Origin of the sequence: Litchfieldia alkalitelluris, assembly GCF_002019645.1 — a bacterium.
In the GTDB taxonomy this organism is placed as follows: domain Bacteria; phylum Bacillota; class Bacilli; order Bacillales; family Bacillaceae_L; genus Litchfieldia; species Litchfieldia alkalitelluris.
The window spans coordinates 2,401,093-2,424,796 of sequence record NZ_KV917374.1 but is presented as its reverse complement, the minus strand read 5'-3'; the positions used below and the strand labels follow the sequence as shown (position 1 = coordinate 2,424,796).

Annotated in this window: 26 protein-coding genes; 4 read left to right on the top strand and 22 right to left on the bottom strand. The window is 36.4% G+C overall.

Going from position 1 to position 23,704, the window contains the following annotated elements; all coding sequences use genetic code 11:
* Positions 1-10 precede the first annotated feature (10 nt).
* From mgtE to crcB, 3 genes are all read left to right on the top strand, one after another.
* A complete protein-coding gene (mgtE, locus tag BK579_RS11005; RefSeq protein WP_078545490.1) occupies positions 11-1,366 on the top strand; it encodes a magnesium transporter in 1,356 nt (451 codons plus the stop codon).
* A gap of 500 nt (positions 1,367-1,866) precedes the next feature.
* A complete protein-coding gene (locus tag BK579_RS11000) occupies positions 1,867-2,268 on the top strand; it encodes a fluoride efflux transporter FluC (RefSeq protein ID WP_078545488.1) in 402 nt (133 codons plus the stop codon).
* Position 2,269: 1 nt separating this feature from the next.
* Positions 2,270-2,626 (top strand): fluoride efflux transporter CrcB, encoded by a 357-nt coding sequence (gene crcB, locus BK579_RS10995; RefSeq protein WP_078545486.1) that lies wholly within the window; start codon positions 2,270-2,272, stop codon positions 2,624-2,626.
* A gap of 505 nt (positions 2,627-3,131) precedes the next feature.
* On the opposite strand, the gene BK579_RS10990 is transcribed toward crcB, so the two are convergent.
* The 5 genes from BK579_RS10990 to mtnN all read right to left on the bottom strand — a co-directional run bounded on the left by BK579_RS10990 (position 3,132) and on the right by mtnN (position 5,143).
* Positions 3,132-3,269, bottom strand: coding sequence for a YrzI family small protein (locus BK579_RS10990; RefSeq protein ID WP_078545484.1), 138 nt, complete (start codon positions 3,267-3,269; stop codon positions 3,132-3,134).
* 74 nt (positions 3,270-3,343) lie between these two features.
* A complete protein-coding gene (locus BK579_RS10985; protein ID WP_078545482.1) occupies positions 3,344-3,454 on the bottom strand; it encodes a YrzI family small protein in 111 nt (36 codons plus the stop codon).
* Positions 3,455-3,506: 52 nt separating this feature from the next.
* The gene (locus BK579_RS10980) at positions 3,507-3,647 is read right to left on the bottom strand and encodes a YrzI family small protein (protein ID WP_078545480.1); all 141 of its coding nucleotides are present in this window, start codon (positions 3,645-3,647) and stop codon (positions 3,507-3,509) included.
* Between the two features lie 396 nt (positions 3,648-4,043).
* Positions 4,044-4,283: a YrhC family protein gene (locus BK579_RS10975; protein ID WP_139365086.1), complete on the bottom strand. Its 240-nt coding sequence runs from the start codon at positions 4,281-4,283 to the stop codon at positions 4,044-4,046.
* Positions 4,284-4,435: 152 nt separating this feature from the next.
* Positions 4,436-5,143, bottom strand: a complete 708-nt coding sequence (mtnN, locus tag BK579_RS10970; protein ID WP_078545476.1) for a 5'-methylthioadenosine/S-adenosylhomocysteine nucleosidase — start codon at positions 5,141-5,143, stop codon at positions 4,436-4,438.
* Positions 5,144-5,428: 285 nt separating this feature from the next.
* Here mtnN and BK579_RS10965 point away from each other — a divergent pair, with 285 nt between their 5' ends.
* The gene (locus BK579_RS10965) at positions 5,429-5,635 is read left to right on the top strand and encodes a YrzA family protein (protein WP_078545474.1); all 207 of its coding nucleotides are present in this window, start codon (positions 5,429-5,431) and stop codon (positions 5,633-5,635) included.
* A gap of 82 nt (positions 5,636-5,717) precedes the next feature.
* Here BK579_RS10965 and BK579_RS10960 read toward each other — a convergent pair whose 3' ends face one another.
* The 17 genes from BK579_RS10960 to recD2 all read right to left on the bottom strand — a co-directional run bounded on the left by BK579_RS10960 (position 5,718) and on the right by recD2 (position 23,637).
* A complete protein-coding gene (locus BK579_RS10960) occupies positions 5,718-6,404 on the bottom strand; it encodes a YrrS family protein (RefSeq protein ID WP_078545472.1) in 687 nt (228 codons plus the stop codon).
* Positions 6,405-6,511: 107 nt separating this feature from the next.
* On the bottom strand, positions 6,512-8,293 hold the full coding sequence (locus tag BK579_RS10955; RefSeq protein ID WP_078545470.1) for a peptidoglycan D,D-transpeptidase FtsI family protein: 1,782 nt from the start codon (positions 8,291-8,293) through the stop codon (positions 6,512-6,514).
* 106 nt (positions 8,294-8,399) lie between these two features.
* Positions 8,400-8,876: a transcription elongation factor GreA gene (gene greA / locus BK579_RS10950; protein ID WP_078545468.1), complete on the bottom strand. Its 477-nt coding sequence runs from the start codon at positions 8,874-8,876 to the stop codon at positions 8,400-8,402.
* Positions 8,877-9,104: 228 nt separating this feature from the next.
* The gene (udk, locus tag BK579_RS10945) at positions 9,105-9,740 is read right to left on the bottom strand and encodes a uridine kinase (protein ID WP_078545466.1); all 636 of its coding nucleotides are present in this window, start codon (positions 9,738-9,740) and stop codon (positions 9,105-9,107) included.
* Positions 9,741-9,746: 6 nt separating this feature from the next.
* Positions 9,747-11,021 carry a peptidase U32 family protein gene (locus tag BK579_RS10940; RefSeq protein ID WP_078545465.1) on the bottom strand — a complete coding sequence of 425 codons (1,275 nt, stop codon included), beginning with the start codon at positions 11,019-11,021 and terminating at the stop codon, positions 9,747-9,749.
* An 88-nt stretch (positions 11,022-11,109) separates the two neighbouring features.
* The gene (locus BK579_RS10935; protein ID WP_078545463.1) at positions 11,110-12,039 is read right to left on the bottom strand and encodes a peptidase U32 family protein; all 930 of its coding nucleotides are present in this window, start codon (positions 12,037-12,039) and stop codon (positions 11,110-11,112) included.
* Position 12,040: 1 nt separating this feature from the next.
* A complete protein-coding gene (locus tag BK579_RS10930; protein ID WP_078545461.1) occupies positions 12,041-12,682 on the bottom strand; it encodes an O-methyltransferase in 642 nt (213 codons plus the stop codon).
* Positions 12,683-13,391: 709 nt separating this feature from the next.
* Positions 13,392-14,525, bottom strand: coding sequence for an endolytic transglycosylase MltG (mltG, locus tag BK579_RS10925; RefSeq protein WP_078545460.1), 1,134 nt, complete (start codon positions 14,523-14,525; stop codon positions 13,392-13,394).
* 446 nt (positions 14,526-14,971) lie between these two features.
* On the bottom strand, positions 14,972-15,262 hold the full coding sequence (locus BK579_RS10920; protein ID WP_078545458.1) for a DUF1292 domain-containing protein: 291 nt from the start codon (positions 15,260-15,262) through the stop codon (positions 14,972-14,974).
* Between the two features lie 13 nt (positions 15,263-15,275).
* Positions 15,276-15,692: a Holliday junction resolvase RuvX gene (gene ruvX, locus BK579_RS10915; RefSeq protein WP_078545456.1), complete on the bottom strand. Its 417-nt coding sequence runs from the start codon at positions 15,690-15,692 to the stop codon at positions 15,276-15,278.
* A 5-nt stretch (positions 15,693-15,697) separates the two neighbouring features.
* Positions 15,698-15,964 (bottom strand): IreB family regulatory phosphoprotein, encoded by a 267-nt coding sequence (locus BK579_RS10910; protein ID WP_078545454.1) that lies wholly within the window; start codon positions 15,962-15,964, stop codon positions 15,698-15,700.
* A gap of 131 nt (positions 15,965-16,095) precedes the next feature.
* Positions 16,096-18,729 (bottom strand): alanine--tRNA ligase, encoded by a 2,634-nt coding sequence (alaS, locus tag BK579_RS10905; RefSeq protein WP_078545452.1) that lies wholly within the window; start codon positions 18,727-18,729, stop codon positions 16,096-16,098.
* A 403-nt stretch (positions 18,730-19,132) separates the two neighbouring features.
* Entirely contained in the window at positions 19,133-20,233 is a 1,101-nt protein-coding gene (locus BK579_RS10900; RefSeq protein ID WP_078545450.1) for an AI-2E family transporter, read from the bottom strand.
* A 193-nt stretch (positions 20,234-20,426) separates the two neighbouring features.
* Positions 20,427-20,561: a YrzQ family protein gene (locus tag BK579_RS10895; RefSeq protein WP_078545448.1), complete on the bottom strand. Its 135-nt coding sequence runs from the start codon at positions 20,559-20,561 to the stop codon at positions 20,427-20,429.
* A gap of 23 nt (positions 20,562-20,584) precedes the next feature.
* Positions 20,585-20,776 (bottom strand): hypothetical protein, encoded by a 192-nt coding sequence (locus tag BK579_RS10890; protein ID WP_078545446.1) that lies wholly within the window; start codon positions 20,774-20,776, stop codon positions 20,585-20,587.
* Between the two features lie 15 nt (positions 20,777-20,791).
* On the bottom strand, positions 20,792-21,268 hold the full coding sequence (locus BK579_RS10885) for a PRC-barrel domain-containing protein (RefSeq protein ID WP_078545443.1): 477 nt from the start codon (positions 21,266-21,268) through the stop codon (positions 20,792-20,794).
* Positions 21,269-21,291: 23 nt separating this feature from the next.
* Positions 21,292-23,637: an SF1B family DNA helicase RecD2 gene (gene recD2 / locus BK579_RS10880; RefSeq protein WP_078550522.1), complete on the bottom strand. Its 2,346-nt coding sequence runs from the start codon at positions 23,635-23,637 to the stop codon at positions 21,292-21,294.
* Positions 23,638-23,704 lie beyond the last annotated feature (67 nt).

Sequence of the window (23,704 nt, the reverse complement as noted above, 5' to 3'; positions counted from 1 at the left end):
GGTTATTCCTTTGGTCCAACCAATAACTGAGGATCAAATACCTCTCCAAATTATCAAACTTTTAAAGGACTCTAAGAAAAAAGAATTTCAAGAGCTTTTAACTGAATTACAGCCTTATGATATTGCTCGTATTTACGAAGGATTACCCGAAAAACATCATACTCGTTTTTTATTATTTCTTTCATCAGAGCAAATTGCTGAATTAATTCAGGAGCTAGAGAATGAGCAACAGTTAAAGGTTCTAACAAAGCTTGGCATTGAAAAATCGGGACAAGTTATGGATTTAATGGATAATGATGATCTTGCATCACTACTTCAAGACTTGTCACCTGATAAAATTGAAGAGCTTTTATCTGGGATGAAAAAAGAAGAATCTAATATTGTCCTTAATTTAATGAATTATGAGCCTGAGACCGCTGGACGTTTAATGACAAATCGATTTGTTTGGATCCCTCAGCATTACACAGTACGTGAAACAGTGAATAAACTAAAAGAATTCGCGGAATTCTCCGAAACCATTAACTACTTATATGTTATTGATAATGGAAAGAAACTAGTAGGTGTTGTTTCATACAGAGACATCATTTTAGCAGAAGAAAATGAAAAAATTAAGGATATCATGTACAACCGCGTTGTTTCTGTTACGGTTGATACTGACCAAGAAGAAGTTGCTCGATTTATTGAAAGATATGACTTTCTTGCAATACCTGTCGTTGAAGATAATGTTCTTGTTGGTATTGTGACAGTCGACGATATCATTGATGTTGTGATAAGAGAAGCTAATGAAGATATTGAAAAGCTATCCGCATCAGGTAAAGCCATTGATTTCGACACAAAAGCTGTGGTTGCTGCTTACCGAAGACTACCTTGGTTGATCTTATTATTATTCATAGGTGTTATCTCTGGAACAATTATTAGTTCGTTTGAGGATACCTTGGCACAAGTTGTCGCTTTAGCTTTTTTTATGCCAATGATAGCGGGTATGACAGGTAATACCGGGACGCAATCTCTAGCAGTTGTTGTACGTGGATTAATTAGCAGGGACATTAACAAACCAGTTGTCTTAAAGCTCATTTTTAGAGAATTTAAAGTAAGCTTATTAATCGGTTTAACTTGTGCCATTCTTATTTTCATCATTGCAGTTGTCTGGCGACAAGATGCAATACTCGGCATTGTAGTCGGAAGCTCTCTGTTTATTACTTTAATCATAGGGACAATGGCAGGAACAGTCATTCCATTGCTACTCTATAAATTAAATATAGATCCAGCAGTTGCTTCAGGGCCACTCATTACCACTTTAAATGACATCTTATCATTACTTATCTACTTCGGAATAGCCACCATGTTTATTTCAAAGCTTATGTAATAAAATCTTATGATCAAAAAGCTCCTCATTGGGGCTTTTTATTTTGATTTTGCACTCTATGATTTAGTTGCTGAAGCGAAAACAAGATGGAAGTGAATCATAGGCTCTCTATGATTTACTTGCCGTTGCGAAAACAAGGTGGAAGTGAATCATAGACTCTCTATGATTTACTTGCCGTAGCGAAAACAAGGAGGAACTGAATCATAGGCTCACTTTGAGGAGTTGCCCCAAGTAGGCTTATCCCTAACAGGGTAGACACCCACGCTAATTTAACTCCCACCATGAAGTATGAAAAATGTCTACCATAGTGTGGAATGAGCGGAGAGCCACTTGACTCCTGCGGGATCGCCCCGCGGAAAGCAAGTGGACCCGCAGTTCATGGAAATCCACACCTAGGTTATTTTCAGGGACCAACCTGTATTGTATATAAAATAATTTTAACTAAAATAGAAGTATGTTACTCTAATTAATAACTTAATACTCTAAGATGGTGAATACTAATGGCATTTTATAAAATTATACTAGTTGGAATCGGTGGTGCAATTGGTAGTATACTTCGTTTTTTAATCCAAACAAATCTAACCCAAGCATACACATTTCCATTTGCTACAATCATTGTCAACATAACAGGGAGCTTAGTTCTCGGACTGTTGACAGGTTTTTTGGTTCACAATCGAGAAAAAGAATGGCTTAAACTTAGCCTTGGGGTCGGTTTTTGCGGTGGTTTTACAACAATGTCCACCTTAGCAGCAGATATTTTTTATCTTACATCTAATTCTATATGGCCAATGGTGGCTTATTTATTCTTTACATTACTAGGTGGAATTGGTCTAGGACTAGCTGGATACGTCTTTGGGAACAAGCTTGGAGAACAATTTATTTTTAAGAAAGAAGTGAATTAAGATGATTTACGTAGGGTTAGGAGGAGCTCTTGGTGCGATTTTTCGCTACTACCTTGGAATACTACTCATGAAGCGAATATCAAATCCACCTTTTCCACTAGCCATGCTAATTGTAAACATTATTGGTTCGTTTGGATTAGGGATTACTTTATCGTTAATAACTCCCACCATTTCACCGAGTATCCAACAGTTTGTTTCAATCGGTTTTTTTGGCGCATTCACCACCTTTTCCACCTTCAGCATGGAAGCAATTGACTTACTTTTAAAAAAGCATTATCGTAGCCTTGCTATATATGTATCTTTATCTTTCATTGGTAGTACAATATTATTTATACTCGGCTTTTACCTGCTTAAATAAAAAGGGAGATGACTGTATCAACGTCATCTCCCTCTTTATATATCATTAACCTTCAACACTTACTTCGGTACCTATAATTAAACCAATTGTAACCACAATCACTAGTCCTAAAACGATTGATAACATTGTTCAAACACCTCCATGACAATGTGTTATTACTTTAACTTTACCATTTATCGATGGTGTAAAAAGAAGGTGGATTTGAACGAACTGTTAAGTTTATTTGACCATTTTGTGAAGTAATGAAAAAAGTGCCTAGCAAATGATCTCCAATGATGTGCTAGGCACTTGGTTTGATATACTTAAGATTTTTTCTTAAAAAACATAGTTAACAACAATACACGAAACGATAGCATCTCAGTATTCCTCCTTATGTCAAAATCAGTTAGGTGGAATCTTTCTCCACAAGCAGCCAATTTGTAAAAATTAATTTTCTTTTAATCATTTTCATTACCACCTTTCTAATTTTTATAAAACACTTACTTATTTACCTTACTTCCAGTAATTACAAATGGTAGTTATAAAACTGACGGTTTTTCATTTCTTCGTACATCTTATTGACGTTTTCATAGTGTTCAATTTCTTCTATAGATTCATGACGTTTTTTAATTGAGATCGTTAAAAAGAATAAATTTAAAGTCATTTCCATTCCTCTCCTTTCACTTTCTTATTTACACAAGTATTAATAAATATTAAACATCTTATATTGACGGTCTTTCATTTCATTTCTTCATACATCTTATTGACATTTTCATAATGCTCTATTTCTTCTATCGATTCATGACGTTTGGTGATTGAAATTGTTAAGAAAAATAAATTCAGTGTCATATAAAACTTCCTTTCTGTGATTTTTGCTAACTAATTATTATCATTATTTTGACTAATAATTATTTATCATTGTATATTGACGTTCTTTCATTTGCTCATACATCCTTTGGACATTTTCCTCATGGACGTACTCTTCCATCGGTACATTTCTTTTCTTAATAGTAATGGTTAAAAAGAATAGGTTTAAGTTCATTATTATTTCACCTCCAAAAAAAGCACACAAAAAACCACAGGAATAGATATAACTCCCTGTGGTATAAAAAGACATAAAAACGCCACAGAGAGACTATTCTTCCTGTGGCGGTGTGTTAGAATTTAAATTACGGATTCTTACTTTAACAGACTCATCACCGGGTCGGTCGAATAGGATGCTGAATATATAATTGTTTGAACAGATGTTACACATGGTTTGATTCCAGTTGATTTGATCATTTACTTCGACCTCCTTTTTTAGATGATAATCTTTCCTACAAAGGTAATTATATCCAACTACAATACCTTTGTAAACCCTAAATATGCATTTAATTGATATTTTTTTCCATCCCTTGTGGACACAAAAAAACTCTTCCTAAAAACAAGGAAGAGTTTTTTAATCTTCAAGCTGATTTAATTCACGTTTATATGAAATGACTGTTTTGAATAGAATAAATGCAGTACTTAGAAACATGACTGTAGTTCCCATTAATGTATACATCTGTAGAGATGTTTTTCCTTCATTTGGAATAAGTACTCCAATATATAAAAACACGCTAACAGCAATTAATATAAAGGCAAACCTTTTAAAATCAGCAATTTTCGCTTGCAAATCTTTTACTTTATCTAATTCCATCTTTTTCATCCACCTTCTAAAAAATTGCCAAACTTCTTTTCTATCATAACACACTCTTTTTAAGGTGAATGGATGTAAATTTCTCCATTAATCAATCAGAGATTGCTATAAAAAAACAAGTGTCCACTGTATACGGACACTTGTTTATTACATTACTGGATTGAATTTTTTATCTCTGCAACCATTTTCAAGACTAAATCTGAAGAATTACGAGCAGCTGTTTTTAAGAATTGATCAAAAGATACATCTGACTCTTTACCCGCAATATCTGATAATGAACGAATAACCACAAATGGAATTCTAAATTGATAACATACCTGAGCAATTGCTGCAGCTTCCATTTCAACTGCATACAAATCGTTAAATTGATTTCTTACAAATTCAACACGTCCAGGATCATTCATAAATGAGTCCCCAGTAGCGATTAATCCTGTTGCTACTTGAACGTCTGATACTCGCTGTGCGGCCTTCTGGGCGACTTCAACAAGTTTAGCATCCGCTTCGAAAGCTGCAGGAAGACCTGGAACTTGTCCATATTCATATCCAAATGCTGTTACATCTACATCATGATGACAAACTTCTGATGAGATGACAACATCGCCAACATTTAATGATTCTAAATAACCACCTGCTGATCCTGTGTTAATAACGTATGCAGGCTTAAACTGCTGTAATAAAATACTGGTTGATAAAGCAGCATTTACTTTTCCGATGCCTGATTTTAATACAACAATCTCCTGTCCATTTAAAGTACCTGTTGAAAACTCACAGCCTGCAATCTCGATTGATTCTCTATTTTCTAATTGTTCTCTTAATATTTCTACTTCTTCTTCCATTGCTCCAATAATTGCTAGTTTCATCCCGATCACCTTTCATTGTTTGATTTTATGATTTCAATTTACGGTTTACTACATCAAGTGGATTATAATTGTTTCTTCATGTTCGAATAGTTCCTCAACAAAAACTATTTTACCATCAATTGTCAATAAACCGCCATATTTGTCGAATCATTTTCAATTATTTCTATATGTTATTTAATACCCTTCTTATGAACTCTTTAAACATTCCAATACATTAAGCTTTTCAACATCAACATGATATCATATACTAAATCTCATAAATTACTAAGTAGGGAAGTGTGATATATGGAATTCAAACTTGATTTTATCCAAGATAAAATAGAATTCTTTGAGGCATTTGATTTAAAAACACTAGAAAAAAAAGTGAATGAACAGATTGAGCATAATAAAGCAATCATGCTTGGCGTTCATGGTGTTACGCATCAAATGCATATTGATGAGGACGGTCGCAAGTTTTTCAGTGCAGTCGTTCATTTTAAAGCAAAATCTTAAAATTCTTTTCTCTGAGCACATAGAGAATGCAAAAAGTGTAGAGGCTACTAGCTCTACACTTTTGTTATCTAATGTATTAAGGTTACTCACCAGTATAGTATTCGCTATCATTCTTTCTTAATTCGTCAATTTTTATTGGCTTCCAGCCTTCTTTATCAACCCACTCGATATAGACACGGTAAATATGAGAATTATCCTTTGTTGAAACAGTAGCAGCCACTTGATGTTCACCATTGCGTGATAATTGCCATACAGTCAGGTCTTCTTGGTTCTTTCCTGTTGCGTAGCCGATTGCTTGCTCCATTTCATTACGGTCAGCAGAACCTTTTTCATAATTCACAGTATGAGTCCCCTCTTGCTTTGTTCCAATGGGAGTCCAAGCATTATTTACAATCGAGCGAATGATATTTGAATCTGGGTCGCCATCAGTCACAGTTTCATGCTCAGAAGATTCACTTTCAGGTGCAGTTGTTTCCTCTAATTCTTCTTCGCTTGGTTCACTAGTTTCAGCTGTTTCCTCATTATCAGAGTCATCAACAACTGCTGAATTGTCTTCCCCGTCTGAAGCTGGTTGGGTCTGTTCAGACGTCGATGGTTGTTCAGCAGTTCCTGCTTGATTCGCATTAGAAAAAAATAGTCTCCATCCAAAAAAGAGAATTAATGCAAATACAAATATAATTAATAGATTAAGAATGCGATTAACTTTTCTTCTTTTATGAAGTTTTTCTGACCGAGGTCCTACATATAACTTTTCTAAATCATATCCCAAAGAATGTTCCCTCCTGTCTCTTTTTCCCTCCTTATTTTATCATCAGTTGCCCATTTGATGAACCATTTTTTTTATTTACTTAAAAGTTCTAATATATTTACAGGTGATTAACTCTCTTGTACTCCCTCTTGTGACTGATCTAACTTATGTATGCCATTGACCATATCATAATAAATATCGTTAGTAGGTGATAGTCGTGAAACCTGCTCTAAATCCACAACCACTAAGGCATATTTAGGCGTTTCAACTGGAAAGTATCCAGCAAACCATTTGTTAACCAAGTGCTCTTTGTTCACCATTTTCCCTATTTCAGCGGTCCCAGATTTCCCTGCAACCTCATAGGGTAAGGATTGAAACTTTGTACCTGTCCCAGATTTCACAACTTCTCGCAGTAACTCTTGAAGCTGCATAGCTGTATAAGGTGAAATTTGTTGATCATCCTTTATCTTTTGTTCAGGGAACGAAAAAAGGTTAGTACCATTTTTGTACAACACATCTGTAACAGCTCTCACTTGTTTCTTTTCACCACCACGAGCAATAGTAGCCATCATATTAGCAATTGCTAATGGTGTGATTCTGACATCTTTCTGACCCACTGAAATTTGCGCGATTGCCCGGGGTACTGATTTATCCTTTTCATCACCCCATATAGCACCCTCATATTCAGTAGCAAATTGTTTGAAATCCTGAAGCCTAAACACATCTCCATGCCAACCAACAGGATCTATTAAACCAAGCTTTGCCGAATATTCTTCGATTACATCACTATCATCTGTGATTAATTCCTCTGCAAGAGTTGAGAAAGTATAGTTACAGCTTTTCGCAAAGCTTTCTCTAAAATCGAGAACACCTAGCTTGTAAATCGGGTTAGCTTCACCGTATAAATCTAAGTCGCAATTAAAAGTTCTCCCTTTAAGATCAATGTTTTTTTCAATTACCGCAGCTGCAGTCACTGTTTTAAAAACAGAGCCAGGAAAGTGTGGTTGAAGCATGAGATTTTGAGCACTTCCATCTCCAAATGGATTTGATTGGTTAATAGTTGGTGCACTAACCATTGCTAGAATATCAGAAGTCTCGATATCTAATAATACTAATCCTCCTTTTATAAGGCCATGTTGCTGTACTAACTGCTCTGCAAGTTCTTGCATCTCTCTGTCTAAAGTGGTTTTAATTGATACTGGATAATAAGGATTAGCTGGAGCAGTATATTTCACATCTATTCCAAACAGTGGATTTCCATCCCCTGCTACGTGATAAAGTAATTTTGCTTCTCCTTCAGGTATAAGAAACTCATCAAATGCAGCTTGAAGACCAGTTACGCCCAATTTGGTTCTAGACGATAAATAAGGTTTATCTGGGTATCTCTTTTGAAGTAGCTCATGATTTTCTCTCACAATACCAAGTAAATGCTCTGCTATGTTATCATCCACTGCATACTGCCGATAGATGGCAAATACACCAGGGATTTGAAGGTCATTAATTCTAGTCATTTGACCCTCAGTTAACTCCAGTGGCTTTTCTTCTCCGTAAACAAGCGGCTCTTTTGCCTCAATGATACTGGCCATAATCTTACTTGAAGGAACACCTATTATCTGTGATAGCTGTTCGACCGGCCAATCAATATTTTTTAAGAATGGAAAGAGAACAAGACTTGGGTAATATTCATGTGTTAGTGCTTCGGAGTGTCGATCAATAAAACGTCCTCTGCCTTGGTCTATGACAATTTCTTGTGAGCGCTGTGAAACACTTGCCTCGATAAGGTTTATATCTTCAGAAGTAAATGATTCTGTGCTCACCAGTTGAAGTTGAACTAGGCGTCCTACTAAACCAGTTAGGATTAACGTGATTAGTATAAGTATAAATATCATTCGGTTTTTTATTTTTCTCATAAAAAAACACCTCGTTAACCAGTGTCGACGAGGTGTTTTCTTTTTAAAACAAATTGTTTATTTATTTTTTAATAACTATCCTGAAAATACCTAATTTGACTATGATTTAGCCAACTGAGACGATTCTTACTAGCATTTCTCCACCAGGAGTTTGGACTGTTACTTGATCATCAACTGACTTACCAATTAAGCTTTTTGCGATTGGTGAATCGTTTGAGATTTTCCCTTCAAATGGATCTGCTTCAGCACTACCCACGATTGTATATGTTTCTTCTTCACCATCAGGTAATTCAACAAATGTTACCGTTTTCCCTAGGGATACTACATTTGAGTTATCTGCATTTTCTTCGATGATTTTTGCATTACGAATCATATTCTCAAGAGTTGTGATACGTCCTTCAACAAATGCTTGTTCTTCCTTAGCAGAATCATATTCAGAGTTCTCTGATAAGTCTCCAAAGCTTCTTGCGATTTTTATACGTTCAACAACCTCTTTACGTTTAACGGTCTTTAATTGTTCAAGCTCTTGCTCTAATTTTTGTTTTCCAGCTTCTGTCATTGGAAATACTTTCTCGATTGCCATAATCCCTTCACTCCTTCTGTGTATTACAATCACTCGCCCTAGAATTACTGATTGTTTTATCTATGTATTTTATTATTATTACACTTTTTTTGACATGTATGAGAATAGGAAAGAGCAAATCGTATAATTTAGGGAAATTGATACGTTGCCTTTCCATCAAACAAGGGACTTGATCTTACTTTTCCCCATTTTCAGCTGTCAAAAATGTAACTTGTCTATGATATGTTATTACAAAATGGAATTTTGTTCAAGAATTGTTTGAATTTTTGTGACCATTAAATCAATCGCGATGTGATTTTGTCCACCTTCAGGTATGATTAAATCTGCATATCTTTTGGTTGGTTCAATAAATTGATTATGCATTGGTCTTACAACTGTAACATATTGTTCGATCACTGATTCAATTGTACGTCCGCGATCATTAATATCTCTTAACATTCTTCTTAGGATACGCAAGTCGGCATCTGTATCAACAAAGAGCTTAATATCCATTAAATTACGAAGACGCTCATCTTCTAGAACTAAAATACCTTCTAAAATAATTACATCCTTTGGATCAACGTGGATTACTTGATCAGAACGTGTATGATTCTTGTAATCATATACTGGCTTATTCACTGCTTTATAATCCAGTAAATGGTTGATATGCTCTATAAGCAAGTCATTATCAAACGCTAACGGATGGTCATAGTTCGTATTTAAACGATCCTCAAAGGAAATATGACTTTGATCTTTATAATAAAAATCTTGCTCAATCATTAAGATTGATTGACCTTGGAAATGTTCATATATTGCTTTAGTAACACTTGTCTTACCAGAGCCTGAACCACCTGCAATGCCAATAACAATTGGCTTTTTAACCATGTTTTCTCAGTTCCCCTTTCGCATCATGTTATTCGGGAATACTGGCTTGTCAATTTTAAACTTAACAATTTGTAGTGGATGACGCGCTGCATCAAGTTCCTGTCCTTCTTCATCCCAAATTTTATCAATGACCATCTTAAAGTTTTCGATTTCAGGACCAAAGAATTCAACTTCATTTCCTGGCTTGAAAAAGTTTCGTTGTTGCAATGTTACGATTTCTGTTTCTTCGTTATAGTCTAACACGAGTCCAACAAAATCATAAGTGGTCTTCTTGCTATGGTTTCCAAACATTTGCTCTTTAAAACCTGGTACACCCTCAAAGAATGCCGGAGCAGTTTCTCTGTTTGCACATTTATCAAGCTCTTCAAGCCATTCTTGCTTTATTTTAAAGTTCTCTGGATCTGCACAATATGCATCAATTACTTTACGGTATACACTTACAACTGTCGCAACATAGTGAATTGATTTCATACGGCCTTCAATTTTCAAACTATCTACACCTAGTTCAATCATTCTAGGAATCGATTCAATTAATTTTAAATCTTTCGGGCTCATTGCAAACGCAGCATCGCCTTCATTAAATAACGGATTTTCAGCTTGAGCAGCATCCATTTGATATAAATCATAATCCCAACGACATGATTGACAACACCCGCCACGGTTTGAATCACGTGCAGTCATATGGTTACTTAATGTACAACGGCCTGAGTAGGCAATACACATTGCACCGTGAATAAAAGCTTCTATTTCAATGTCAACTTTCTCTTTCATTTCACGAACTTCTTCTGCACTCGTTTCTCGTGCCAATACGACTCTTTCAAGTCCTTCTTCCTTCCAAAACTGCACTGCCTTCCAGTTTGAAAGAGATTGCTGTGTACTTAAATGAACTTCTAATTTTGGAGCAACCTTGCGACAGGTTTCAATTATTAGTGGGTCGGCTACGATAATCCCTGTTACACCAGCGGATTGTAACCCTTCCAAATACTCATCTAAGCCATCCATATTTTCGTTATGAGCAAATATATTTGTTGTTACATAGATTTTCGCTCCATACTTATTAGCGAATTGAACTCCCTCTGCCATTTCTTCTAATGAAAAATTATCAGCACCTGAGCGAAGCCCAAACTCTTTGCCACCAATAAACACTGCATCTGCTCCGTAATGAACTGCAATCTTCAGCTTTTCTAGACTTCCAGCTGGAGCTAATAACTCAGGCTTTTTCACAATCACACGTTTCCCATCAATAATTTGTGAAATTTTATCATGCATCACTGTTGCCATGAACGTTCCTCCTTGTACTAATTAATCAAGTTGCTTTTTTCTCTCCGCGATATCCTAATATAATCGTGTTTAGATGTTTGATGGCAAATTAATAAACTGTTTCCTTGAAAAAGAATCCTGTATCTAATGGACGATTGGGTGGCTGAAGTTCTTCTAACTCCTTTAATAAATCATCCTTAATTACTTCATATTGATCACGATCGTTGACACAGAGGTCAATGGCTTTTCGATAACGTCTTGTAACCTCAACTAAATATTCTGAGGATTTTAAAATACCATCAATTTTAAAGCTATCAATCCCAGCATCGATCATTTCCTCAAGCTCATCAATAATGCAAATATCATTAGGACTCATAATATGTGTTCCATTTTCGTCTTCAAAAATTGGATATTTGTTGTCACGTTCTTTATCATATAAAAACATATTTTTTTCTTGCTTACGGTTTTCAATCTCCATTATTGTTCCTTGATACTCAAAGTAGTTCCCAATTAATGAACGCTTTGACTGGAACATATTTGTCATGCCATGAACTTGGACTTCAATCTCGACCTCGGCATTTTCTTTAATTTCTACAATTGCATCCATATTTAATTCACGAGCTACAACAGCTCTTTTTGCACCTTTTTTGCCCCAATAATTACAGGTAAACCAGTTGGTTGCTGTCATTTCAGTGTTCCAATGTAGCTTTAGGTGTGGTGCTACTTCTTTTGCAACCATTAATACTGCAGGGTCCCCAAAGATTACTCCATCAGCATTCAGGGATTGTAAGTACGGAAGGTATTCATATAAATCATCAATTTTATCATTATGAAATAAAGCATTGACAGCTACATAAACTTTTTTATTTAGACCATGTGCAACTTCAATCGCTTGCTTTACTTCTTCTTTAGAAAAGTCTCCAGCTAAACGCAAACCAAAACGCTGTTCTCCAATTACAAATGCATCTGCTCCTGCCTCTGCAAGCTTTTCAATGTCTTGGACAGCTGTTGGAGTTAATAATAACTCAGGCTTTTTCATATCAAACACCTCTTTTTTTACTAATCGCTATTCCATCACCCACTGGGAGAATGGTTGTTACATAGTTCGGATGACTAGATAGCCATTCATTATACATCTTTATTTTGTCTACTAACTGTCTTTTTCGCTTATCCTCTATTTCCTTCACAACTAAGCCCTTAAAAAGTACATTGTCTGTAATAATCAACCCTTGATCTGCGAGGAAGCCCTCATAGCTTTCAAAGAAACGTTTGTATTGTCCTTTAGCCGCATCGATGAAAATGACATCATATGGCCCTCTTTTGTCTATTTCATCTGTTAATTCAAGTGCATCCCCGAACAAGACGTTTATTTGTTCGGCTTTATTGGCCGTGTTAATATTTTCAATGGCCTGCTCATAGCGACCCTTGTTTCGCTCTACTGTTACAATTTTTGCTTCTGGTAAGGTTAGACCCATTCGAATCGCTGAATAACCAATAGCCGTTCCTATTTCAAGAATCCTCTTTGGGTTTGAGATTCTCAATAATTGAAGAATCGCCTCAGCTGTAATCTTATCCATAATCGGGACATGATTTTCTTCTGCAAATGCTTCTAACTCTTGAATGAACGTAGGTCTAGGCTGAATCAACGACTCTAGGTAGGTAATAAGCTCTTCAGAAACCATTAAATTTCCTCCATCATTTTCATGTATATTAAGGATTGAACAATTGATCAGATCCAAAATTTATCTATTTGTTTTAGTATGCTCTAATAGCAAGGCGGTTTTGCAATATAAAAATAGTTGTCTACCCTGAAAAAAGAAAAGCGGAAGGCGCTCGTTCATCGGCGACAGGCATAAGGCAAGCCGGCTGGAAGGTTGCTCTTTAACCTTCTAGATGGATTGACTTATGACCCCGAGCCGATAGCGCCTGGAGCTAGACACTAAGCTAAGTATAATTTTTCATACTCCATGGTGCTAATTTTAATTAGCATAGATGTCTACCCTGATAATTACTTAGTTAGCGGTTCCATGAGCTGCGATCCACTTGCTTTCCGCGGGGTGGTCCGTGAGCCTCCTCGTCGCCAGGAGCAGGCTCCTGCGGGGTCTCACGAGACCACTGATCCCGCAGGAGTCAAGTGGCTCGCAGCTCTGGAACACTAGGTTAACAACATTTTCATCCTCCAGTGCGAATATTTCATTAGCAGGAAGGTCTACCTAAAACAAAACACAACCATTATAAAGAGCTGCAATTAAGAAAAGAGAATACAATAAAGAAAATTGGCTACTATGCCAATTTTTCAGGAATATGACTATTGTTTTTCAACTCGATATATTTTACCACAATGAAAAGGGGAACGCTAATATAATTTATTATCGTTCCCCTGGGAGTGTATTATTGATTAGTAATATATTGGGCTATCTTGCGGTTATGCTCTTCCAACGTATCAGAATAATGAACATTACCTTCTTTATCAGCCAAGAAATATAAAGATGAAATATCAGCAGGATTTAATGCTGCCTTGATCGAGTCTAAACCTGCATTTGCGATTGGACCAGGTGGTAATCCCTGAATTTGATATGTGTTATAAGGATCATTAACCTCATAATCCTTGAAAAATAAACGTTCCCTGTGCTCACCAAGAGCGTAAATAACCGTTGGGTCTGTTTGAAGTGGCATATCAATGTCCATTCGATTAACAAATACACCAGAGATTTTCTCACGATCGGTCTTTCCAGTTGCTTCTTCCTCAATAAGTGATGCCATTGTTAGTAGTGTATGTGGAGAAAACTCACGGAACGAAATTTCAGTAGCAAGCTCCTCGACAATTTTATTTGTTTGATCTAACATTGGCCTTATAACCTCTTCAATGGATAAATCTTTTGCTTCTTTATAATAAGGATATGTTGCCGGATATAAATATCCTTCTAACGCATACTTAACATCCTCATGTAAAATATCATTTGAAAGTAGTGTTGGATACATCTGCATTAGTTCTGCAATAAATTTTTCATCTGTTAATTTTTCCAATACTTCATCTTCACTATGATTGGTTTTACTAGCAATTATCTTTACAATTTCTACTAATTGCTTTCCTTCTGGAAGTGTAATTGAGAAAACAGCTTCTTCCAATACTCGTCCCGTTTTCAAGCTTGAAATAATTTCTGTAAAAGTCATTGCTGGAGTTAGTTGATAATCTCCCGCTTGGAACCCAGATTCATTTTTAAATTTAGTATAATAGCGGAATACTTTTGCATCTTTAACAATCCCATTTTCCTCTAATATATTTGCAATAGCAGTAGGCGATGAACCGATTGGAATTGTCACATTTACTTCTTTTGTATTTTCAGGATCTACAGGTTGTAGAGCGGATTTGATATATAAATATCCACCACCGACAATTCCTGAAATAACTAATAGTATAACAATAAATAGAATAAGTACTATTTTTCTAACAACTCTAGCTTCACCTTGAAGTTCTAGAAGTTTATCTCTATGATTTTTTTTATGTTTAGGTGATTCAGACATGTTGTAATTTCCTCCTCTCACTCGAAATATTATACTACATTTTTTTATGAATTTCGTCAATTCCTTCCAAAATTCCTAGGATTATTTTTCTTTAAGAGTAGCATTTTGATGCATAGCATGGAGTAATTTAATGAGGGAGAGCTCCATCTCCATGGTGCCACATTTTATTTCATTCAAAAATAACTATGGTTGTGGAGTTCCATGTGCTGCGCCCCCCTTGCTTACTCCTTGGTGTAAATACTCAATCGCATAGGTGTCTACCCCCAAAATAACTTTGGTTGTGGAGTTCCATGCAACTACGATCCACTCGCGGGATACCGCGGGAGTCAAGTGGCTCTCCGCTCATTCCACACTAGGTGAATGCACTATTTTCATACTACATGGTGCAAAAAAAAAGCCTGGCTGAAAGTGTAACAACACTTACAGCCAGGCTTTTTATTAAGCGATTATTGTTCGCCTTCTTCTTCATCAAGAAATGTATTTAGCATTTCTTCAATCATGTCCCACTCTTCATCTGTTTCTACAGGTTGAAGTTCTCCATCTTCTCCGTCTTCATTGCCAGTAAAGCTTGAAGCGTGAATTTCGATGTCTTCTGCATCATCTTCATCAGCACCGACTGGATAATAAAGTACGTATGATTTATTAAATTCTTGTGATTCAAACGTAAATAAAACTTCACAAAGCTGTTCGTTTCCTTCTTCATCTATAACTGTAATTTGCTTTTCACCATGTTCCATTATAGTCACCTCATCAATTTTTACTGTTTAGATAGCCTTGCAATATCATGACTGCCGCCATCTTATCAATTACTTTCTTTCTTTTTGCTCGACTAACATCTGCCTCTAGCAGCACTCTTTCAGCTGCCATGGTTGACAGACGCTCGTCCCATAAAATAGTAGGGACTGAAAATTCTTCTTCTACCAATTTCGCAAAGCTTTGGCTTGCCTCACCTCTTGGGCCAATTGTCCCATTCATGTTCTTAGGTAATCCTATGACAACCGATTCAACCTGATATTGTCTAATAATTTCACCCAGCCGCTGCAAGCCAAATTGTTGTCTTTCTTCGTTAATCTTTATTGTTTCAATTCCTTGCGCAGTCCAACCCATTTCGTCGCTAACAGCTACACCAATGGTTTTAGAACCAACATCTAATCCAAGAACTCGCATTTAGTTTACCCCTCACGGTTAGACTTTAAATACGATTTTACTAACTCCTCGATTAATTCATCGCGTTCTAACTTTCTGATAATATTTCTAGCATCGTTGTGTCTTGGAATATACGCAGGGTCACCCGAGAGCAGGTATCCAACAATTTGATTAATAGGATTATAGCCTTTTTCCTGCAGTGCATCATATACTTTAAACAAAACTTCATTCACATTGGTTTCAATTGGTTCTTCTTGAAAGTTAAACTTCATTGTTTTATCAAATGAACTCATTCGCCCTTGCACCTCGCTCTTTAGACTCTTCTTTAAAATATAGACACTTCTAGACTTTTAATCATTACTTGGGAAGTATCCTTTTTCAAAGAATCACTCTTAATCTCATTCTACACCAAGTTTATCCATTATCAAATGGATTTCACCCATTCTTCAACAAAGTTTAGTGCATCTTGTAATTGATCTGGATTTTTCCCACCAGCTTGGGCCATATCAGGACGGCCTCCACCGCCTCCGCCGCAGCGTGTAGCAACCTCTTTAATAAGTTTACCTGCGTGGTAACCTTTTTCAATTAAATCCTTGGTAACACCCGCTGTAATATTAACTTTACCTTCATTTACAGAACCTAAAACAATTACAGCAGATCCTAATTTTTCTTTTAAATCATCTACCATTGTACGAAGATTATTCATATCAGTAGGATTCACAGTACTGTAAAGCACTGTTACATCACCAATCTTGGTTGCTTTATCTACTAGACTACCCGCTTCAATATTCCCTAGTTTAGCTGATAGTGACTCATTTTCCCGTTGTAACCCTCGCAGCTCTTCTAGTAATGAATCAATTCTCGTTGGAATATCTTTTTGATTCGTTTTTAGTGTAGTTGCTAATTCATGAAGCAATTTAACTTGATCGTTCATTAATTTATAAGCACCTTGTCCTGTTACAGCTTCAATTCTTCTTGTTCCTGCACCTATTCCAGTTTCAGATACAATTTTAAATAATCCAATTGTCGCAGTATTAGGGACATGACATCCACCACATAGCTCTAAACTATAATTGCCTACTTGAACAACACGAACGACTTTACCGTACTTTTCACCGAATAAAGCCATTGCACCCATTGCTTTCGCTTCATCTAGTGATTTGTAATCAATGTCTACTTGTAAGCTTCTCCAAATTTGGTCGTTTACAATCGCCTCAATTTTTTCTAGCTCATCCTGCTTAACCTGTCCAAAATGAGAGAAGTCAAAGCGAAGTCTTCCCGCAGTAACTTGAGATCCTGCTTGGTTAACATGATTGCCCAAAACATCCTTTAGTGCTTGATGCAAAAGATGTGTTGCCGTATGGTTTTTAATAACCTCGCTTCGGTTTTCCTTATTTACGACAGCTGTAAATACTTGACCTGTAGCAAGTGAGCCTTTTTTCACTACCACTTTGTGAAGGTTTTGACCATTAGGTGCTTTTTGAACATCCTTCACAGCAAGTGTGGACTCGTTATTTGAAAGGATTCCTTCATCGGCAATTTGACCACCACTTTCTGCATAGAAAGGAGTTTTATCCAAAATCACTTGAACCTCTTCACCTTCTGCAGCCGATTCAATAATTTCACCATTCTTTACAATCACTAAAATAGTAGAATCTGACTCCAGTTTGTCATAGCCAATAAATTCACTTTCAACCTTAATTTCTCCAAGCACACCACTTTGAACTTGCATTGATCCAACATCTTGTCGAGCAGCACGTGCTCTTGAACGTTGATTGTCCATTTCAACTTCAAAGCCTTCATGGTCAATTTTCATCTGCTCTTCTTCTGCATATTCTTCCGTTAATTCTACTGGGAAGCCGTATGTATCATATAATCGGAAAACATCTGCTCCTGGAACAACATCACTACCTTGTTCCTTTTGTTTTGCAATCACATTCGATAAAATGACTAAGCCTTCATGTAATGTTTCATGAAAACGCTCTTCTTCGTTCTTAATTACCTTTTGAATAAAGTCCTTTTTAGCCGTAACCTCTGGATAAAAGTCAACCATGATATCAGCCACAACTGGAACTAAGTCATACATAAATGGACGGTTAATATCAATTTGCTTTGCATAACGAACAGCTCTTCTTAATAATCTACGTAAAACATAGCCTCTACCTTCATTGGATGGAAGAGCTCCATCCCCAACTGCAAATGCTACAGTACGAATATGGTCTGCAATAACCTTAAAGGAAACATCTAGTTCCTTTTTCTCACCATATTTTACCCCCGAGATTTTCTCCGTTGCCTGAATAATAGGCATAAAAAGATCAGTTTCGAAGTTTGTCGGTGTATCCTGAATAACGGATACCATTCTCTCAAGTCCCATACCAGTATCAATGTTTTTCTTTGGCAGTGGAGTGTATGTATGATCTGGATTATGGTTGAACTCTGAAAATACCAAATTCCACACTTCCAAATAGCGTTCATTTTCTCCACCTGGATATAATTCCGGATCTTCTGGATCATTTCCGTACTTTTCACCACGGTCATAGAAAATTTCTGTATTGGGTCCACTTGGTCCTTCACCAATATCCCAGAAGTTCCCCTCTAGTCGGATAATACGCTCTTCCGGAACACCAACTAGTTCTGTCCACATTTTAAATGCTTCATCATCTTCAGGATGAATCGTTACGGAAAGCTTTTCTGGATCAAACCCAACCCAATCTTTACTAGTTAGAAATTCCCAAGCCCAGACAATTGCCTCTTCTTTAAAATAATCACCAATTGAAAAGTTACCAAGCATTTCAAAAAATGTATGGTGACGAGCCGTTTTCCCCACATTTTCAATATCATTTGTACGGATTGATTTTTGAGCATTACAGATACGTGGATTCTCTGGAATGACTCGTCCATCAAAGTATTTTTTCAATGTAGCTACACCACTATTGATCCATAATAGTGAAGGGTCTTCATGTGGTACTAGTGAAGCACTAGGTTCAACACTATGGCCTTTTTCCTTAAAAAAGTCAAGAAACATTTGTCTAACTTCCGCAGATGTTAGCTTTTTCATCTTATTTTCCTCCTATGTATTATTATCAGACCACTTTTAGGGAAATAAAAAAGAATACTCTTATCCCTAAAAAAACAGGGACGAGAGTATTCTCGCGGTACCACCCTGATTATGAACACACGTTGCTTATGTTCATCACCTCATGAGCATGATAACGGGATTTCCCGGTAGGTTTTTCCTACACTCCGGATTAGCGTTCTGTTACCCTTCAAATAGAATCTCTCACAGCCAAGGAGATCCCTCTCTGAGTATGTCCGTTATTAACGGATATACATGTAAAATGGTCTGTAACATACTGGTTCCTTCATAGTTTTTATATGTTATTTATTTTAAATGAGTACGTTAAATCAACTTCATGCCAATTATAGACAAGCAAAAAAACTTTGTCAATCTTTGCTTACAATTATAGCGTATCATTCTCATGTTGTATTTTTTTGCTTTTCCAGTAGTTAACCAAATGAGCTTTGGCATGCAATAAAATTACTTTCACAACTGCTAAAATAGGAACGGCCACTAAAAGACCAACGACTCCACCAATCTCACCACCTAATAACAGGGCAGCCATAATTAGAATTGGGTGCATATGAAGGCTTTTTCCGACAATCAGTGGAGATAAAAGATTTCCTTCGATGAACTGCAGCCCAAAAATGATTAAAATAACTATAATGATCATTTTATTAGAGATTGTTGCAGCAATGATTACTGCAGGAATAGCACCAATGATAGGACCGAAATATGGAATAATATCTGTTATTCCAATGATGAATCCAAGTAATAAAGGATATTTCATTCCTGCTAACCAAAGTGCAATTGAAGCAATAAGACCCATAATTAAACAAACTAACAGCTGCCCTCTAATATAATTACCAAGGGACTCATCAACATCTTTTAAAAACAGTTGAGATGGTTGTCTCCATTTTCTCGGTGTGATATACCATAATGCCTTTTTCATTTGATCATAATCCTTGAGCATATAAAAGACAATAAACGGGACGATTGCAATAATGATAATTGAATTAAATAAACCTTTGGCCATTGTAACCGCTCTTGAAATCAGTTCATCCATACTTCTTTCTACAGTGGCAAATGCCTCATCAATCTTTGCATGTAATCCTGATGGTAAGTCTGAGGTAGTATATTCGATTTGTTGGAGCCAGGTCCGATATGTTTCCATCAATTCAGGGACACTTTCAACTAAATCTCTTAATTGAACAATGAGGATCGGAATGGCCCGGTAAATGCCATACGAAACCCCTCCAAAAAATAACAGATAGATAATTAATATGGCAATCGGTCTCGGAAGCCCTCGAGCATGTACTTTTTCAACAAACGGATGTAATAAATAAGTGATAAATATAGCGATTATAAAGGGGACAAATATTACTTTTAAAATTGATAAAATTGGTAACCAAATTGGTGAGAGTTTGACTAATATCAGGATTAATAGAGCAACTAATAAAAAGATGGTTATTCGATAAATCCACTTTAATTGGATTTCCTTCAATTTAAATCACCTCTCCATCATTAGTGTGGAGTCTTGGTGGTGCTTTTATGCACTTAAGGGAGAGAGGTGGGAAAACCACCAATAAGAAGTTGTCTAAATGTCTTTGATAGGCGCTCACCGAAAACTGCCAGCGGAAAGCGCCTGGATCGAAGTTCACAATAAAAGGGACTACCCAATGGTAGCCCCTTACATATTAAGACATAGCTTTTACGATTCTTTTACGCATTTTTTTCATTTTACGGCCATTCATTAGGTTATTTCTTTGTGCCATGCTATATGCAGCTGCACCTAACCCAAGAGCAACTAGCGAAGTAAACGTCTTATTCATATCCTTCACCCCTAGCTGTAGAATTACATGCTTATGCTTCTGTCTTCCTCAGCAAAAAGATCATCTAATGAACTCAAAGTTCCGTCCTCTTCAACTTGATGGGTATTAATCTGGCCTTTTGAAACTGACAATTCAATAAAGCAATTCCAACAATAATATTGGTTTACACCAATTTTTCCAATATCCTTTGATTTACAATTTGGGCAATTAAACAAAGGGCACACCTCACATCACGGTTTTACTTGTACGACGATGACTTCTTCTCCGATTGTGAGGGGTGCAGTTGTTTTGACTACTCTTTTTCCCTCGGTAATATCAGCAAAGAATCCATCCGTTAATTCATACCCTATAATAGTGCCCATTTCTTCCCTAAAATATACATCTTCTAATAAACCTAGTTTTTCTCCTTCTGAAGAAAGAACAGGTTTTCGGTATAGCCCGTGATGTGAGTATAAAAAGTGCTTTGATTTATCTTTTTGAATTGGTTGTAATTCTATTTCACTTGCGACCATTACCCCATCATGCCCAAATGATGAAACGGATTCAATCGGAATTAAACGATCTCGCTGAAAAAGACCTTTCCCATCCATTAATAAACCTTCAATGGTTCCATGTTCACTTAAATATATATCAGAAACATATCCAAGTTTTTTTCCTGTTTCTGACTGGTAAACGGGTACACCTTTTAATAATGAGAATGTCCGCAAAGAATATCCCGCCTTTCCGAACATTACTTATCATACGTAATATCCATAAAGTCATACGGTGTAACGTTTTCCATTCCAATATTTGGATCAGTCAAAAAGATGTCTTCTACTTCAACAGTATGCTCTAGCTGCTTTATCTCTTGAAGTTCATCTTTTAGCTTTAAACACAATGTTGTTTGGCGTAGTCCATCCTCTACTCGATTAATTCCCTGAACAAAGGCATCTTGTTCACCGCATAAAATTAGGAAGTTTTTACTCCTTGTAATCGCGGTATAAATGAGATTCTTTCGAAGCATCCGATAATAACTTTTTACAACTGGTAATATGACAATCGGAAATTCGCTTCCTTGAGATTTATGTATAGAGCAGCAGTAGGCGTGAGTAATTTGATTTAAATCCTGTTTTGTATAAGTCACTTCATTTCCTTCATATGAAACCACAAGAAGATCTTGCTTTTCTGTGTTTTCCTTTGCAAAGAAGATCGAAACAACTTCTCCCATATCACCATTAAAGACATTACTTTCAGGTTGGTTCACAAGTTGTAAAATTTTATCGCCCACTCGATATACGATACTACCGAAAGTAAGTTCCCTTTTTTGATCTGAAGCAGGATTAAATAAATCTTGTAGCATAACATTAAGACTATCAATTCCAGCAGGACCTCTGTACATTGGAGCAAGCACTTGAATATCTCGGGCTGAATAACCTTTCTTTTTGGCATTTGCTGCTACTTTTTTTACCACTTCAAGGACTTGCCCTGAACCACAATTAATAAACGAGCGGTCAGCTTTTGGTTGTGTGATATCAGGAGGTAAGGTCCCTTTCTTGATATCATGCGCTAATTCAATAATCGACGAACCTTCAGATTGTCGGTAAATATCAGTTAATCGTACTGTTGGGATGATGTTAGAAGACAGTAAATCTTTTAATACCTGACCCGGCCCGACTGATGGAAGCTGATCTTCATCTCCTACCATAATAACTTGAATCGAATCTGGTAAAGACTTAAATAGCTGATTTGCTAGCCAAATATCAACCATTGATACCTCATCAACAATTAATATTTTCCCCGTAATCGGATTGTCTTCATCATGCTGAAACCCTTCAACACCATTCCATCCTAATAATCGATGGATAGTAACGGCCGGTAGTCCTGTTGCTTCACTCATACGCTTTGCTGCGCGACCTGTAGGAGCAACTAACCTGATTGGATAAGGATTTTCATCATTATAATCTTTTGAATCTAAAGAACAACCATGTAATTCACTGTAAAGCTCGACAATCCCCTTAATAACCGTTGTTTTCCCTGTTCCAGGACCTCCCGTTAATAAGAGCATCGGAGACATTAAGGCTTTTTGTATGGCATCCTTTTGCGAAGGAGCATACTGAACCTTTAATCTCTCCTCAAGTTCACCAAGAGCTAATAAGAATTCAGACTCTGGGAATTGATCAGTGTATTCAGTTTGATCAAGAATTTTATTAATATTTGTTACCAAGCCTTTTTCTGAAAAATAAAGTGATGGAACATACACCCTGCTTTCTTCAGTAACAATACGCCCTTCTTCGGTCAAGGTGATGATTTGCTGTGATATATCGATTTCAGAGATGGTTTCTAACTGATTGCCGTCTAATAATGATTTTACTTTGATAATCAATTGCTCAGCCGTTAAATATACATGGCCTTCTTGAAGCGAATCTTGTTCTAATATGTATAATATACCTGCTCGAATACGATCTGGATGGTTTCCTGAAAGTCCAAGCCCCTGCCCTAATTCATCAGCCCGTCCAAAACCAACTCCTTCTATATCTTCAACAAGTCGATAAGGATTGGCTTGAATTATTGAAAGTGTTTCTTCTTTATACTTTTGATAAATTTTCATTGAAACTTGAGGACCAAATCCGTGCTGCGATAATCCTATCATTACCTGTTCAAGGCCTTGATGCTCCATTAACGTATCATAAATTTCTTTTGCTTTTTCTTCTGGTAGCTTGGGAATCTTTTTTAACGATGAAGGATCTGAAAGAATTCTCGAAATTGCGTTTTCACCCAATACATCTACTATTTTTTCAGCCGTTTTCTTTCCAATTCCCTTAAACATATCTCCGGACAGATACTGAATAATTCCCTGTTTAGACTGTGGCATTTCTTTTCGGAATTTCTCCACTTGAAATTGCATACCAAACTTTGGATGGTCCTTTAGAAATCCGAAAAAGGTATATGTTTCATTTTCATGAATTCGAGGAAAGTAGCCTGTTACAACAGCTTCTTTTTCTTCATAGTTTTCATTTGTTTCTTCTAGTCTAATTCTCACAACAGAGTATAAATTACTTTCATTATGAAAAATCGTCACTAAATGTGAACCTTTCATATATTTCTGCTGTTCATCAAATAAATCTAAGCCTTGTTGCACAGATTCCTCCCCCTTTCATGTAATG

Coding starts and splice junctions, on each gene's coding strand:
- BK579_RS11000 (WP_078545488.1), top strand. CDS start 1,867: ATGGCATTTTATAAAATTATACTAGTTGGAATCGGTGGTGCAATTGGT.
- crcB (WP_078545486.1), top strand. CDS start 2,270: ATGATTTACGTAGGGTTAGGAGGAGCTCTTGGTGCGATTTTTCGCTAC.
- BK579_RS10990 (WP_078545484.1), bottom strand. CDS start 3,269: ATGACTTTAAATTTATTCTTTTTAACGATCTCAATTAAAAAACGTCAT.
- BK579_RS10985 (WP_078545482.1), bottom strand. CDS start 3,454: ATGACACTGAATTTATTTTTCTTAACAATTTCAATCACCAAACGTCAT.
- BK579_RS10980 (WP_078545480.1), bottom strand. CDS start 3,647: ATGAACTTAAACCTATTCTTTTTAACCATTACTATTAAGAAAAGAAAT.
- BK579_RS10975 (WP_139365086.1), bottom strand. CDS start 4,283: ATGGAATTAGATAAAGTAAAAGATTTGCAAGCGAAAATTGCTGATTTT.
- mtnN (WP_078545476.1), bottom strand. CDS start 5,143: ATGAAACTAGCAATTATTGGAGCAATGGAAGAAGAAGTAGAAATATTA.
- BK579_RS10965 (WP_078545474.1), top strand. CDS start 5,429: ATGGAATTCAAACTTGATTTTATCCAAGATAAAATAGAATTCTTTGAG.
- BK579_RS10955 (WP_078545470.1), bottom strand. CDS start 8,293: ATGAGAAAAATAAAAAACCGAATGATATTTATACTTATACTAATCACG.
- greA (WP_078545468.1), bottom strand. CDS start 8,876: ATGGCAATCGAGAAAGTATTTCCAATGACAGAAGCTGGAAAACAAAAA.
- udk (WP_078545466.1), bottom strand. CDS start 9,740: ATGGTTAAAAAGCCAATTGTTATTGGCATTGCAGGTGGTTCAGGCTCT.
- BK579_RS10940 (WP_078545465.1), bottom strand. CDS start 11,021: ATGGCAACAGTGATGCATGATAAAATTTCACAAATTATTGATGGGAAA.
- BK579_RS10935 (WP_078545463.1), bottom strand. CDS start 12,039: ATGAAAAAGCCTGAGTTATTATTAACTCCAACAGCTGTCCAAGACATT.
- BK579_RS10930 (WP_078545461.1), bottom strand. CDS start 12,682: ATGGTTTCTGAAGAGCTTATTACCTACCTAGAGTCGTTGATTCAGCCT.
- mltG (WP_078545460.1), bottom strand. CDS start 14,525: ATGTCTGAATCACCTAAACATAAAAAAAATCATAGAGATAAACTTCTA.
- BK579_RS10920 (WP_078545458.1), bottom strand. CDS start 15,262: ATGGAACATGGTGAAAAGCAAATTACAGTTATAGATGAAGAAGGAAAC.
- ruvX (WP_078545456.1), bottom strand. CDS start 15,692: ATGCGAGTTCTTGGATTAGATGTTGGTTCTAAAACCATTGGTGTAGCT.
- BK579_RS10910 (WP_078545454.1), bottom strand. CDS start 15,964: ATGAGTTCATTTGATAAAACAATGAAGTTTAACTTTCAAGAAGAACCA.
- alaS (WP_078545452.1), bottom strand. CDS start 18,729: ATGAAAAAGCTAACATCTGCGGAAGTTAGACAAATGTTTCTTGACTTT.
- BK579_RS10895 (WP_078545448.1), bottom strand. CDS start 20,561: ATGAATAAGACGTTTACTTCGCTAGTTGCTCTTGGGTTAGGTGCAGCT.
- recD2 (WP_078550522.1), bottom strand. CDS start 23,637: ATGAAAGGTTCACATTTAGTGACGATTTTTCATAATGAAAGTAATTTA.